This window comes from Chitinophaga sp., from assembly GCF_036569125.1.
In the GTDB taxonomy this organism is placed as follows: Bacteria; Bacteroidota; Bacteroidia; order Chitinophagales; family Chitinophagaceae; genus Chitinophaga.
This window is the reverse complement of record NZ_DATCRF010000661.1, coordinates 1-14,433: the sequence shown is the minus strand read 5'-3', so window position 1 is coordinate 14,433 and position 14,433 is coordinate 1. Positions and strand designations below refer to the sequence as shown.

Annotated in this window: 11 protein-coding genes; 2 read left to right on the top strand and 9 right to left on the bottom strand. The window is 45.7% G+C overall.

Translation table 11 applies throughout. The features are described from left to right. Window positions 1-433, top strand: a 433-nt coding sequence (locus VIM87_RS24710; protein WP_331999577.1) for a YybH family protein, incomplete at its 5' end; no start/stop codon positions are given. A 179-nt stretch (window positions 434-612) separates the two neighbouring features. Here VIM87_RS24710 and VIM87_RS24705 read toward each other — a convergent pair. From VIM87_RS24705 to VIM87_RS24690, 4 genes are all read right to left on the bottom strand, one after another. Next, on the bottom strand, window positions 613-1,155 hold the full coding sequence (locus VIM87_RS24705) for a DUF1415 domain-containing protein (protein WP_331999576.1): 543 nt from the start codon (window positions 1,153-1,155) through the stop codon (window positions 613-615). A gap of 196 nt (window positions 1,156-1,351) precedes the next feature. Beyond that, window positions 1,352-2,539: a signal peptidase I gene (gene lepB, locus VIM87_RS24700; RefSeq protein ID WP_331999575.1), complete on the bottom strand. Its 1,188-nt coding sequence runs from the start codon at window positions 2,537-2,539 to the stop codon at window positions 1,352-1,354. Window positions 2,540-2,646: 107 nt separating this feature from the next. Then, window positions 2,647-3,453 (bottom strand): AraC family transcriptional regulator, encoded by an 807-nt coding sequence (locus tag VIM87_RS24695; protein WP_331999574.1) that lies wholly within the window; start codon window positions 3,451-3,453, stop codon window positions 2,647-2,649. Between the two features lie 13 nt (window positions 3,454-3,466). Continuing rightward, window positions 3,467-4,366, bottom strand: a complete 900-nt coding sequence (locus VIM87_RS24690; RefSeq protein WP_331999573.1) for an oxidoreductase — start codon at window positions 4,364-4,366, stop codon at window positions 3,467-3,469. Between the two features lie 79 nt (window positions 4,367-4,445). Between VIM87_RS24690 and VIM87_RS24685 the strand changes: the two genes are divergently transcribed. Further along, entirely contained in the window at window positions 4,446-4,673 is a 228-nt protein-coding gene (locus VIM87_RS24685; protein ID WP_331999572.1) for a CDGSH iron-sulfur domain-containing protein, read from the top strand. Window positions 4,674-4,772: 99 nt separating this feature from the next. Here the strand turns inward: VIM87_RS24685 and VIM87_RS24680 are convergent, their stop codons facing one another. From VIM87_RS24680 to VIM87_RS24660, 5 genes are all read right to left on the bottom strand, one after another. Next, complete coding sequence (locus VIM87_RS24680) at window positions 4,773-7,583, bottom strand: insulinase family protein (RefSeq protein ID WP_331999571.1); 2,811 nt, start codon at window positions 7,581-7,583, stop codon at window positions 4,773-4,775. Window positions 7,584-7,604: 21 nt separating this feature from the next. Continuing rightward, a complete protein-coding gene (locus tag VIM87_RS24675) occupies window positions 7,605-8,687 on the bottom strand; it encodes a TlpA disulfide reductase family protein (protein ID WP_331999570.1) in 1,083 nt (360 codons plus the stop codon). Window positions 8,688-8,775: 88 nt separating this feature from the next. Further along, on the bottom strand, window positions 8,776-10,161 hold the full coding sequence (locus VIM87_RS24670; protein ID WP_331999569.1) for a RagB/SusD family nutrient uptake outer membrane protein: 1,386 nt from the start codon (window positions 10,159-10,161) through the stop codon (window positions 8,776-8,778). A gap of 10 nt (window positions 10,162-10,171) precedes the next feature. Beyond that, the gene (locus tag VIM87_RS24665; protein WP_331999568.1) at window positions 10,172-13,558 is read right to left on the bottom strand and encodes a SusC/RagA family TonB-linked outer membrane protein; all 3,387 of its coding nucleotides are present in this window, start codon (window positions 13,556-13,558) and stop codon (window positions 10,172-10,174) included. A gap of 220 nt (window positions 13,559-13,778) precedes the next feature. Beyond that, window positions 13,779-14,433, bottom strand: a 655-nt coding sequence (locus tag VIM87_RS24660) for a FecR family protein (RefSeq protein WP_331999567.1), incomplete at its 5' end; no start/stop codon positions are given.

Here is a 14,433-nt window from a genome sequence, read left to right as displayed (position 1 = left end):
GAACAAGCTATTATACGTGATTATGGGATTACTTTTTTCCGCACCCGTTCCGGGGCAGGATAAAACGGCGGCAGCCGCCATTGCCGCCAGTAATGCCACTTATTTTTCTGCCTTTGAAAAAGGAGATTCCAGCATCTTCATGAATTGTTATGCCAGCGATGCCTGTATACTGGCGCCGGATATGCAGCCCGTGTGCGGGCCTGCCGGAGTACTGGCCTTTTTTCAAAAGGCGTATTATGAATACGGCTTACGCAGCGGTAAATTTATTACCAAAGACATTTACGGCAGCGGTGATTATGTAACGGAGTATGGCCTTTATGAATCCAGGGATGCAAAGGGCAACCTGATGGGCACCGGTAAATACCTGGTGTTATGGAAGAAAACGGATAAGGGCTGGAAGATGTTCCGGGATTCGTTTAGCAGCGATCATTAAGAATGTAAAATCATAAATGTAAAATGTAAAATGTAAAAGTGAAATGCCGCGAGTATGGGTCTGCACCTGGTATCGCGGCATTTCACTTTTACATTTATGATTTATCTCGTTCATAAAGTCTTTTCAGTGGTCTCTATGAACCTCCCTCGTCGGTTTAAGATTTTACATTTTACATTCTTTTATAAACAGCTATCGCGCAGCAATTTCATATACGCCGTACCTTTTTCGCGGGCAAAATGAATATTATTCTCCGGTATGCCGGCTGCGGAATGCGGATAAAATTCCAGGGCCTTGCGAATGCTTTCTTCCCGTAGCAGGTGCAACATCGGGTAAATGGAGCGGTTGGTGTAATTAGCCGCATCATTAAACGCGCTGCCTGCAAAGCGGTACAAGGGGTGAAAGCTGGCCAGCTGGTAAATACCTTCATAGCCATTCTTATGCAGCTGCTTTTCAGCGTATGCTAAAAACTGCAGGTATTCATCAAATTCCGGGAATGCTGTTGGAAAAATAATTAGGGTAGTACCAATAGACGCATCATTATCCAGGCGCTCACATTCCGTTTGCAGCGCTTTACGGCCGGCGCTAAAGCTGGTGCCGGTTTCCACCTGGTAATGAATGCTGTGCTGCTCCATAGCCCGGGCGGCAAAGGGGCAAAAATTACAGCCAATTACCAGTACTTTGATCCATTGCCGGGTTTGCGCAATTACCTGCTGTTCATCCATGCCGGCGAAGGTAGCAAATTAGGAATTACGAATTATTTAATTACGAATTACGAATGGATTGTGTTTTGTTGATAATATGCCAATTTAATACAACAGCTTCATTCGCTGCATTCAATTATTCATATTCACAATGTCTTTTTAATGGCATTCATGAATGCTCCGCATTTCGTAATTCGTAATTGAATAATTCGTAATGCTATTTAATGGCTTTAAAAAACCGGCTCCATCTTGGCCCTTCCTTCCCATAGCTTAGCCAGGTGATCCAGGCCTTCCCAACTATATGATCTTCCGGAACAAAGCCCCAGTAGCGGCTATCCAGGGAGTTGTGGCGGTTATCGCCCATCATCCAGTAATAATTCATTTTAAAGGTGTAGGTATCTGCAGGCTGGTTGTTAATATAATATTTACCATCGCGTTCTTCCAGCTGGTTGCCTTCATATACAGTAATAATGCGCCGGTATAGCTCAATGGTGCTGCGGTTCAGAGCTACCGTCCGCCCCTGCTGCGGAATCACCAGCGGGCCAAAATTATCCTGGTTCCAGTGGTAGTAAGCAGTATCATGCGGGAATACAGATGCATCTTCATTCCGGTTCTTATCAATATCGGCCTGGATGCTTTTTACTGCGCGGAAAGTTTGCAGGGTAGCTACGTCGCCCCGGGTAAGATTATACTGGTACTTGCCGGCGGTATCGCCTGGTACGGCGGGGTCTATCAGGCCAAGGTCGTCCATGCGGCTGGCATTCAGCTCCTCACCATCAGTTTGTACCCAGTAGGGCCTTTCGCTCTGCGGGGCTATGGGCGCCTGCTGACCGTTTACATATACAATACCGTTTATGATCTGCAAGGTATCGCCGGCAGTGGCCAGGCAGCGTTTAATAATATTCTCTCTTTTATCAACAGGCCTTGCCAGTATGTGGTAGCGTTTCCAAACCTCATCATGCCCCAGCCTCCGCACCAGGTCATAATAGTTACGGGATTCCTCTACTTCCAGCGCCACAGTATCCCCTTCCGGTAAGTTAAACACTACAATATCGTTCTTCTTAATATGCGTAAAACCCGGCAGGCGGCGGTACTTCCATTCTACGGCCGTGCTGTAGGAGGGAGTATATTTTGTAAACGGCATTTTATTATGCACCAGGGGTATAGCCAGTGGTGTCATAGGAATGCGGGGGCCGTAGCTTATTTTGCTCACGAACAGGTAATCATTTACCAGCAGCGTTCTCTCCATAGAACCGGAGGGAATGCAATACGCCTCAAAAATAAATGTACGGATCACTGTAGCCGCTATAATGGCAAATACGCCTGCATCCAGCCACTCCCGTAATTTTGATTTCTTCGGTTTTTCAGGGTCTGTCGGACGCTTTTTCCAGGCAGGGAATTTCATGATGCATTGTTTTTAGTGAAATTAAAATAACAAATGCCACTGAAACCCTACCGCAGAATGTTACCAGTGGTAAACTACGGCAATTTTACGGTGCTGATGGCCACCGGCTACAACAGTGACGGCGCTACCCCGTATGTTTTCTTAAATGCAAAGGAAAAGTGCGAGAGGTTTTCAAAGCCCACATCCAGGTACACATCAGAAGGTTTGCGGCCTTTTTCTTTAAGCAGGTAATAAGCTTCCGACAAACGTTTTTGTGTGAGCCACTGCCCGGGCGGCGCTTTAAAGATCTTTTCAAAATCCCTTTTAAAGCCCGCCACGCTCCTGCCGGTAAGCTGTGCAAAACGGCTTACCGGAACATTGAACATATAGTTCTGCTGCATAAAGGCTTCCAGGTCTATTTTATGCGGCTCGCTGAAGTCAAACAACAGATCCTTCAGCTGGTAATTGTGCTGTAACAGCAGCTCAATGGCTTCTTTGGTCTTCAGGTCTGATAAGGCTTTGCTGAGATACGCCGGCCGGTTGAAATAAGGCAGCAGGGAGTTAAAATAAGCTTCCAGGAAAGCATCTTTAGGTAAAGCCACCAACGGATCGCCGGTATAAGGGCCGCCGGCTGTAATCTTATTTTCTGCGCTGTACCGGCGTAAAAGATCCTGCGGTAAAAATATGCTGATGGAGCGGAACATCCCTCCCGGCGGCGGCACCTTCACCGCTTTAACCAGCTGGTTGCGCCGTATCAGCCCTATGGCGCCTTCCGGTATGGTACGGGTATCCGGTGTGTACAGGAGGGTTTCGCCCGCCATCATAAAGCCAAAGGTATGTTCGTGCACAAACTGCTCATTACTCCGCTTTTTTTCAGCCACGCAGGAGTAGAGTAAGTTGTTAAGGGTAATATCACCGAAGGCGTTGGTGCTCATGACTTATTTATTTTTACCGGGTGGCTGGCTTTAATTTATACTGGCTCATTAAGATACTGTCCAGCATTTTATCAGAGAAAATTTTCCGCATAAAAAGTATAACACCTGCCATATAACCACCGGAATACCTGGTTTTAGGCTTTTTAGCTTCAATGGCCTGCCGGATCAGCTTTACGATCACCATAGGGTCGGCGGCCTTGCTTTCCGCACCGGCAGCCAGCTTCATAAACCCATCTACCAAAGGCCGGTACACGGTGCCGCCGGATACTTTTTTCAGATGATCTGTTGCAATACCGCCCCATTCTGATTGTACGCCGCCCGGCTCTATCACCACCACATTAATCCCAAACTGTTTTACTTCATTGCGCATGCTATCGCTCAGCGCTTCCAGGGCAAACTTGCTGGCATGGTACCAGCCGCCCAAAGGCATCGCAAATTTACCACCAATGGAAGATATATTAATGATCCTGCCCTGGCGTTGCTGCCGCATGTACGGCAATACCAGCTGCGCCAGGCGGGCAGCGCCAAAAACATTTACTTCCAGCTGGTAGCGGGCATCGTTCATGGCCACATCCTCTATCGCGCCATAGGAGCCAAAACCGGCATTATTAACCAGTACATCAATCCTGCCCTGTGCATTAATAATGTACTGCACGCCATTTACCATGCTGGCTTCATCGGTTACATCCATTTGAATGGGAATTACGCCTGCGGTGCGCAGGTCGTCCATTTTCTCTGTTCTGCGGGCAGCGGCGTATACAATATACCCTTCCTGTGCCAGCACCCGGGCCGTTACCTTACCCATTCCGGAGGAAGCGCCTGTAATAAATACTACTTTTTTCATGAGCTGTATGTTTGATTCTGTTACAAAGGTAGAGCGGCCGGCAGGGCGATGGTTTGTTATATAGCTCAAATAACTTTGTTTATTAGCTCAGGAAGATGGGGGATATTAGGTTTGTTTCCTTACTTTTGGCGGCTAATACATACGACCAATGGCTACTACTAAGATCACTGTTAACAGTAACGGCTCTCTGAAAATTGAGGGCGATTTTGAAATTGTGGATAAGAACGGCAACGTTTATGATTTAGGCGGACGCGAAGCAGTGTCTATATGCCGCTGCGGACTTTCCAAGAACAAACCTTTCTGCGATGCTTCCCACAAAGGCCACTTTGAACATGAAGCCATTGCTTTTGCACTGCCGCCAAAAAAAACCAATTGATATTATTTACATTGGGGCCGACCATCTGTTTACCGGCAAAAAGGCATTGTCCTTGTGGACAATGCCTTTTTTGCTTAATACATTTTACCAGCCTTGTCCTCATCGCTTTTCCGGTAATAATATCAGCCGGATAAAATTCTTCCCGCTTAAATATTTGTCCGCCATCCCTTTTAAGCTGGCCGGACTCACCTTAGACAGATCACTGTCATAGCTGTTCAATTCATGCAGATCGTCCTGGTTCTGCAGGGTAGTAACTAAATAATCATACCACCAGAGATTTGTTTTCAGATCTGTTTCCCGCGCACGCTGATCCTCAGCTTTATATTTATCAACATTGACCTGTGGCGGTCCGGATACTTTTAGTTTGTTTACCTCATCCAGCACTGACGCAATCAATTTTTCAACGTTCTGCGGGGCACAGCCAAACGAAATGGTAAACATGTAGCGGGGATCCGGGTCCTTACTCACCGTTTGGCCCACACTGGGGCTATATACGCCGCTTTCATCTTCGCGCAGCCGTTCAATGAGCCTGATCTGGAGCACTTCTTTCAGGGCATCCAGTTGTACTTTTTCAGCAGCGCTGTAGTCAAAGGGGCCTGAGAACACCAGGTAAACCGTAGCCTTGGATGCGGTTCCTTTATAGATCGTTTTCTCAATGCGGCCTTCCGGTGGGCGTATGCCCAGGTCCTTATAGTACCCGCCTTTATGTGTGACCGGCAACCCGCCCAGATATTTTTCCAGCAAGGGCTTCAGCTCCTCAATTTTAAAGCTGCCGATAAAAACGAAGGTAAAATTGGATGCATCTGCAAAAAGTTCCTTGTAGATCTCAAACGAGCGGTCGGGATTGATTTGCTCCAGTTTGGCGACCGATGTACCGGAACGGCGCATACTACCCTGGTTCCATACTGCATTAACTGAATCTGCGAAAACATAATTTGGGTCGTTGGCCCGGTTGGCCAGACTGGCTTTATTGCGATTGATAAAGCCATCGAATAATACTTTGTCTAAACGGGGCGCTGTAAAATCGGCATATGTCAGCTTCAGTGCAGTTTCCATGTCTTTCATGATAGCCCCGCCACTTACGGTCTGGTAATGTTCGCTGATTTGCACACCAACTCCCACCTGTTTGTCGCTAAGATATTTCCTCAGTTCGGTGGCGTTATAATTACCCAGCCCAGCGAGATTCATGACGGCAGCGGCATAGCCGGCTGATGGAAAATCGGCATCACTATACAAGGAACTGCCGCCCGGTGCAAAACCGCAGAACATTATCTGATCATTCTGAAAATTTGTTGGCTTCAGCAGCACTTTAACGCCATTACTGAGTGTAAGCGTAGTGGTATGGAGTATCTTATCGCTTTCCTCTTTAACGACCCTGCCGGCTACAGGTTCATGCGAAAGGAGCGGCAGATCACTGGTTGCATCTTTATAAGGCTGCAATGGTTCTGCTGTTACCTGAGCCAGCCAGCTTTCTACAGTAGCCTGATTTGGCAGATCCGCTTTCTCTTTTTCAGGGGCTGTGATTAAGATATCGCGGTCGGCTGACCGGATATATTCTTTACAAACTGCGTTAATATCCTTTACAGTGATGGTTGGCAGGTAGCTTTGCGTCAACCTGTATTCTTCATCGATTCCTGGTGCGGTGGTGCCCTTTAAAAAGTATTGCAGGTATTCATTGACGTATCTGTTAGAGGCAGTTTTATCTTTTTCTTTAAAACTGAATTCAATCATATTCAGGTAGTTTTTCTTAGTACGCTCCAGTTCGGATTGGGTAAAGCCGAATCTCCCCACCCTTACGGTTTCCCGCCATACCGCCTTTAAGCCTTTTTCCAGTTCACCAGGTTTGGCTGTTACATTGGCTGAATAAACGTCCAGGCTGCTGATGAAATTAAAGATACTTGCGCCTCCGTTAATATATGGGGGATCCGCCTGTCTTGTTAATTCTCCATAGCGCTCGCGAAGCATGTCATTGAATAACGAACGGATGATGTAATTACGATAGTCGGCAGTACTGCTTAATTTTTCTTCCGGATGTTTGATCAGGATCTCCACGGAGGTCGCCTTATTTTCCGGATCGGTCACCGTAATGAACTGATTCTTCCCGGTCAGCGGAACGCTATAGGTGGTTCTTGTTTTTTCTTTCACCGGGTTCCTCAGATCGCTGAATTTAGCTTTGATGTTTTTCTCCATTTCATCCACGTTGATGTCGCCTACCACAATGAGCGCCTGCAGGTTGGGCCGGTACCAATCCTGGTAAAAAGCTTGCAGAGTACCCGGTTTGAAATGATTCAATACACTGTCCGTACCAATGGGCAGCCGGTCGGCATAGCGGGAGTGGTTCAGGAGCAAAGGGAAATATACATCGCGCATACGCTGGGCCGCACCTGTACGAAGGCGTTTCTCTTCAAGTACAACGCCACGTTCTTTATCTATTTCCACCGGGTCCAGTATAGCTTCATGCGCCCAATCCCGCATGATCTGCAAACCATGCTGTAATAGCTCCGGTTGATCGGATGGCAGCGGCAACTGGTAAACGGTTTCGTCAAAATTAGTATAGGCGTTCAGATCGGCCCCAAACCTTACCCCCGATCTTTGCAGATAATCAACGAGCTCATTTTTAGGAAAATGGGTGGTTCCGTTAAAACTCATATGCTCCATGAAGTGTGCAAGGCCGCGCTGTTCATCGGTTTCTAAGATCGAACCCACTTTGTTAGCCAGGTAAAACACCACCCGGTTCTTAGGTTCTTCGTTATGCCGGATGTAATAGGTAAAACCATTAGGCAATTTACCGGTACGTACTGCAGGATCCAGTGGCAGGGCTTTCCCCTGTTTAGCCGGCGTTTGCGCAAATGATGCAAGTGATGTACATGCCAGTATCGTGAATATTGCTATGCGAAAGTTTATAGTCATCTTTTTATTGTTCAGGAATAATTAATTCAACAATTCTTTAAGTTTATTTTCAAGCGCTGCACCTCTAAGGTCTTTTGCAACAATTTTTCCGGACGGGTCTACTAACAGATTACGTGGAATAGACTCTATGCCAAAATTGGTGGATACTTCATTCTTCCATCCTTTTAAATCTGATAGTTGCGTCCAGGGCATTTTATCATCGCGAATGGCTTTTCTCCAATTGGCGGCTTTATCATCCAATGAAATACCAATAACAGTAAACCCTTTATCTTTAAATGCATTATACGCTTTCAGTACATTAGGGTTTTCTGCCCGGCACGGCTTGCACCAGCTAGCCCAAAAATCTACCAGTACATATTTCCCTTTGAAACTGTTAAATTTCACAGGCACTCCACTGCTATCACGTTGCACAAAATTTATCATTTGAGACCCTAACTGGCATTTTTCTAATCGTTGTAGTTTTTGAAGCAGCTTTTTACCAGATTCCGACTGTTTTAAAGACTTATCCAACTTATCATATAAGGGTTTAATCTCACTGTACTCATTATAGGAGGTGCGCCCATCTATCATATACAAACTGTAAAAACTTTTGGGATGCGTAGCAATAAATTCATTTGCCTTGTTTGTTTTCTCTTCTCTGAGCGCCTGTATTTTTTTCTCTAATTCAGCTTTTTCTTCTGCAGTTTCTTTCCTTGATGTGGCATATACCTGGTTCTGCTGATTGTTTATTTCTTCAAGAGATGCGCCAAATACTTCTGCATCATGCTGTGTTGGGGAGCCGGTTATAGTATATGATCCTGTAACATCTTTGGTACGTGTAATGTTGATATGGCCTGGCTCTATAAAAAAGGAATTAGCATATCCATTCACAGACAGGGAAATGAGCTGCGGTTCACTTAAATTGACCTTCCAGGTAAAATGATCATTAACGGCGGCGATGGTATCCATTTTAAACACACCGTTCTTCCTATAGCTAATTTCAATGTTTGCGCCGGATGAACCCTTCAGCTGGCCGGAAAGTATGGTGTTCTGCGCCTGCGCCGCCAGGCTCAGAGAAGACAGTGAAATAAGCAGTATGCCGCTTAACAAATTCTTTCTTTTCATATGAGATTTTAATTTGCATGTAAATGAAGATCACTATCCAGGGTATGTATAATACCCCGGACATGAATTATTACCGGTAAATGAATGCTCAGTACCCAGGATTCTGGATAAGTAGATTATTTAATTGTATCTGTGCCTGCGGGATAGGATATAACGCAGCTTCCGCGATAAAGCCAGTCTTTACTGCATTAAGCACCGTTTGCGCGGTTCCGGTCCTTTTCAGATCATACCAGCGGTTAGCCCATTCACAAAAAAGCTCCACCTGGCGTTCATGCATAACTGCATTTAATACAGCGGTCTGTGATGCCGGATCTGCAGTGCTGGCCCCTAATCCGGCCCGGGTACGTATGACATTCACATCTGCCAAAGCCTCCGTAAGATGGTTCAGATGTGCAGCCGCTTCAGCGCGGACCAGGTACATCTCAGCTAATCGCAGTATCATCTGATCTTCAGTAGGCGTAGTGCTTGCCGATACATTTTTGTATTTATACGGATAGTACATAGTTGTACCATTTGGAGTGGTGGCGCCTACCCAGTTCTGCAAACGCTTATCTCCCGCCTCAAAAGCGGTTAGTAAGGATGTTGTTAATATGTAGTTTGGGATAGCGCTTGAAGAATAAGGAATAAAACGCTGCGCATCTGATACACCGTAATATCCCTGATTTGCGGGGATCTGCCAAATGGCTTCCTGACTGCCGCTGAGAAATACGCCGGTCAAAGGTGTATTCGTGAGATCGTACAGCCCTGATTTAATCACTGAATCTGCTTCATTGTAAGCGCTTTGCCAGTTATTCTGGTATAAATTAACCTTGGCAAGCAGTGCGATGGCAGTATATAAATTGGGGCGTGCGCGTCCTGATGATGGATAGCTGGCCGTCAATTTCCCTCTTGCATCCGTAAGGTCAGTCATCACTTGTTTGTAAATGTCAGCAGCGGTGGATCTGGGCAAACGCTGTGTTTCTTTATAGGATATTGAAGTAACCAGCGGTACGCCGCCAAAGAGATTAACCATGTTGAAATAATACAGGGCGCGTACCACTTCCATTTCACCTGTGATCTGTTGCTGAAAGGCAGCGGATAAATTAGCATTGCCGGTAATACCGTTCAACACGGCATTTACCTGGTAAATACCCCGGTAAGGATATCCCCATAAGGTAATAATACCGTTATTCAGAGGGGTCAGGTTATAGCTGTAAAACTGTATAACATCGTCTGTATTCGTATACGACAATTCATCGGCAGAAAGGCCGCAGGCAGTAGTTAATTGCCCGTCACTATATGCAAAACCGTTCCCCTGATTATAAGCATACACGCCGGCAACAGCGGTGATGGCGGTGGCGCTGTCCGCAAATTGTTGTTGCTGTGTAATGGATGAGGGAGGATTGGAAGGGATCGTGATTAATTTTTTACAGGACGTCAATGACGCGGCAGCTATCAGTATACCGGCCATTATTTTATTTATATCAAAATGCATGATCATTTTCTTAAAATTTGAGATTTAAACCAAATGCCAGAATACGCTGTACAGGGAAAACGGAGAACGAACCAGGCGTTTCCGGATCACCCACTTTATAGTTTGTAAAGGTCAGCAGGTTTTGCGCGTTCACGAAAACACTTGCTCCTTTTATATGCACCTTATTCAAAAAGGCATTGGGCAATTCGTAGGATAATGAAACTGTTTTTACGCGCAGGTAGGTATCATCGACGTATATACCGCTTGATTGCGCAAAATTCAGTGAAGGGATTATAGCAGCAGAGCTATTACCGCTTATCAGACGCTGTAACTGTACATGATCTCCGGGTTGTTTCCAATAATTATCCAATACTGCCACTGGTTGATTATATGCAAAACCGAGCTGATTAGAGCGATATATTTCAGCCAGATAGCTGGGCGCGTTGCGGCTGGAAAACTGACAAAAAATATACAGGCTGAACTGCTTCCAGGTAAGCGTATTACCGAAGCCGCCCATATATTTTATCTCCTGGTTGGCAACAGGAACCTGGTCGCCACCCGTGGAGGCAGGCCCATATGCAGGATTGGAGGTAACTTTTCCATCTTTTGTATAAAATTCAAAAAGCCCGGTTTCAGGATTCACGCCTTTGTATCTGTATCCATAGATGATGGAAGTGGGCTTGCCAATTTCATATACATTCGCGTAAGAAGAACTTGCCAGGTCCGGGAACGCCAGTAACTTGTTACGGTTGAATGAAATATTAAAATTGGTTCTCCAGGAGAAATGCTTTGTTTGAATATTGGTTGAGCTGATAGAGAACTCAAACCCTTTATTTTGAACAGTAGCATTTAAGTTCCCTAATACAGACGGCAGGCCTGCCTGTATAGGCAAGGGATAATCTACCAGCTGATTGCCTTCCCGGTTCCTGTAGTAAGTGGTGTTAAATAAAAGACGGCTGTCAAAGAAACCCAGGTCCAGGGATATATTCAGGGATTTTTTCAATGCCCAGCTATAATCAGGATTATAAAGATTAGCCGGATAACTTGGATTTATGCCTTGAAAATTTGGCAAATAAGGTGGGAAACCCGCGTATAAAGCCTGGTATTGGTATGCCTTTATACCGTCGGACCCGGAAGTTCCATAGCTGCCGGATATTTTACCATAACTAAATACTGGAGATAATTTTTCAAAGACCTTCTCCTGTGAAAAGATCCACCCGGCGCCAACAGCGCCAAAATTACCAAACTGGTGCCCCGGGCCAAAATTACTGGAACCATCCCGCCGGCCTGTTAATTCAAGGATGAACTCATTGTCATACATATAATTCACACGCGCAAAACCTGCACTATACCTGTAAATGTTGGAGGCGTCCATGGCGCTTACCGCAGGAGCGCCGTTAATGGATCCAAGAAAGTTATCGTTTGAATATCCCTGTCCGGTTATATAACTTGAATTATTTGTATTCTTTTTATAAGTAGATCCCACTAAGACGCTCAAAGCTCCTTTACCAATATTCCTGTTGTAATTAATCTGCGGCTCTATATTAACCGTCTGATAATTGTTACCGGAAAAGTTAGCCTGCCTGTTAACACGCGCCGGATTTTGCGCCACACCGGGGTCTATGGAAGTTTCATTTGTATTATTCCGGTTATAACCCATATTAACGCCAATCGTTAAATCTTTAAAGAATCTATAAGAAATGTGGAATGCGGTATTAAAATTATAATTCTGCAGATGGGTGGGTTGCAGCAGAGAGCTGTAAAATTGATACGTAGTCAGATCTACGCCCTGGTAATTCCAGATCAGGCCGCCGGAAGGGTTCAATAGATCCGGTAAGTTCGGCTGCAAAACTACATCCTGCGCACCGCCAAATCCTGCGGAATTATTTTGTTCATATCCAAAATCAGTTGTTAAACTAAGGGTCAGGCGGTAATCCTTTGAGCGATGGTGCACATTGCTGTGGAGCGTATATCGCTGATCGGCAAAATCACCGGGATAATTATAGCTGGATCTGTTGTAGCCGGCTGAAATGAGAAAAGTATTAGTAGGGGAACCACCTGAAAGGCTGCCATGAACATCCACATTACCGGTATTCCGGCCATAGATCACTTTTTGCCAGTTCGTATATTTGTTCTGATCAAAGATCGTCAGATCCGGCGCATAAGCGAGATAATCAGCCGGGTTGTTACCGGGCGTTAAACCGTCTGCAGCAAAAGCATCTTTTCTCAATTGCAGGTATTGCTGCGTATTTAATAATTTAACAGGCCGGCCAACTGAATTGAAACCGGTGTTTACATTCAGGTTAAAAGTAGTAGGGCCTGGTTTCCCCTTTTTAGTGGTGATCAGGATCACGCCATTAGACCCTTGCGTACCATAAATAGAGGTGGCATCGGCATCTTTCAGAATGCTGATACTTTCAATATCCGCAGGAGCAATATTGTTAAAAGGGCTAAGGCCTACAGACTGGCCAACACCTCCAGGATTACCTTGCGCAGCCACCAGGGAGGCAAATTGATTGACATTATTATTCTGTGAGGCAAACGGAACACCGTCTATTATAAATAAGGGCTGGTCATAGGGCTTTGAGGGATTAACGGTGGGGTTCAGGTTTAAGGTATTTTGCCCCCTGATCTGCACTAATACCTGCGATCCCGGTATACCGCTGGTGGCGGTAACGGCTAGTCCGGGTACCTGCCCCTGCAGAGCGAGCAGCGGGTTGGATACCGGTTGTTTTCCGATCTCTTCGGCAGTTACCGTAGCCATTGAGCTGAGGCTATAACGCCTGAATGCTGTACCATAAGCGATCACATGTACCTGGTCCAGTTGAGAAGTGCTCCGGCGTAAAATAAATCCTATACGAAGATTTGCACCATTATTGACAATATTGACCTCTGATCTTTCATACCCTATATAACTGGCCACCAGTGTATATCTTCCCTGAGGTACGTTTGCAAGATTAAAGGATCCCCTGCTATCAGTTTGTGTAGAAACTCCCGTTTCTTTTATCGCAACAGATGCGCCAACCAAAGGCATCCCTAATGTATCGGTCACTGTTCCGTCTATATTTGCGGGTAGTTTAAAGACTGTCTTTACCTGGTCTGATAACGGGTCCATCAGTGATGCCTGTTTTATGGTCACCACAACAGACCTGTTCTCTATGGTATAATTCAGCGGCTGCCCCTCAAATATTTTGGCCAGTGCTTCATTCAGATCAACGTTTTTCATGTTGATCGAAATGGGCCTGGCGTTTTTAAGATCGCTGCCGGTAAATAAAAAATCGTAGCCGGTTTGATTGCTGATGTGATTGAATACATCCACTAAAGGCGCATTCTTTTCTACCAGTGTGATCTTCTGTGCCCATGAAGATGCACTTACATGCAGCATGACTGTGACCAATAAAAGGGTGGTTAGCTTCATGACCAGCAGGAGTTTACGGGCAACAAGGCGCGAACGCACATGCCCCGGATTTCCAGGGAAAAAATTGTACATTTGTTACAAGATGGTTTAATACGCTTTGCCTTGCATTTTCGACGATGGCTGAGGCTGAGCGCGGTTCTGAAATGTTTAAAACGTTTTGGTTGACCTTCTCACATCCTGGTTAGCGCCGGGATGTTTTTTTAAGTGATTGGTTGATTCATTACTTACTTAGTACTGTTACCCTTCTCCCTTCAATTTTAAAATGCACTTTATTTGATCTTTCTAAGATCCGCAACACTTCGCTGATGTTGCGCGTACGGGCCACACGGCCATAGAAAACTTCGTTGGTGATTGTCCCTTCATATTTAACTTCTATATTATACCACCGGGAAAGCTGACGCATGATGGCATCGACAGATTCGCCATTAAAACGGAACAAACCGTCTTTCCATGCAGTTGCCTGCATCAGGTTAGCGCTTGATTCAGTGAGACTGTTTCCCCTGAGGATGGCCTGGTTACCAGGTGATAATGTGGTTTCCTTACCGGCGCCACTCACTTTAACAGCCCCCTCGATCAGTGTTGTACGGGAATCCGGATCATCGGGATAGGCAGCGATATTAAATGCGGTACCAATATCTGTGATGATTTGTCCCGGCGCCTTAATCTGTAGCGGAGCGGCTGCATTGTGCACCACTTCTGCATATATCTCTCCGCTTATTAACTCAATTCCCTCTCTCCTGTTTTTAGAGAACGCTTCCGGGTAACGCAGGGTAGTGGCCGTATTCAGCGTGATCTTAGTACCATCAGTGAGTTTTACCGTATAAGGCCTGCCGCCGGAAGGGATCTGTATCGTATCATAAACAGCGGTGTAGGTA

Excerpts from the sequence above, each read along its gene's own strand:
- VIM87_RS24705 (WP_331999576.1), bottom strand. The coding sequence starts at position 1,155 with ATGGATGAACAGCAGGTAATTGCGCAAACCCGGCAATGGATCAAAGTA.
- lepB (WP_331999575.1), bottom strand. The coding sequence starts at position 2,539 with ATGAAATTCCCTGCCTGGAAAAAGCGTCCGACAGACCCTGAAAAACCG.
- VIM87_RS24695 (WP_331999574.1), bottom strand. The coding sequence starts at position 3,453 with ATGAGCACCAACGCCTTCGGTGATATTACCCTTAACAACTTACTCTAC.
- VIM87_RS24685 (WP_331999572.1), top strand. The coding sequence starts at position 4,446 with ATGGCTACTACTAAGATCACTGTTAACAGTAACGGCTCTCTGAAAATT.
- VIM87_RS24680 (WP_331999571.1), bottom strand. The coding sequence starts at position 7,583 with ATGACTATAAACTTTCGCATAGCAATATTCACGATACTGGCATGTACA.
- VIM87_RS24675 (WP_331999570.1), bottom strand. The coding sequence starts at position 8,687 with ATGAAAAGAAAGAATTTGTTAAGCGGCATACTGCTTATTTCACTGTCT.
- VIM87_RS24670 (WP_331999569.1), bottom strand. The coding sequence starts at position 10,161 with ATGCATTTTGATATAAATAAAATAATGGCCGGTATACTGATAGCTGCC.
- VIM87_RS24665 (WP_331999568.1), bottom strand. The coding sequence starts at position 13,558 with ATGAAGCTAACCACCCTTTTATTGGTCACAGTCATGCTGCATGTAAGT.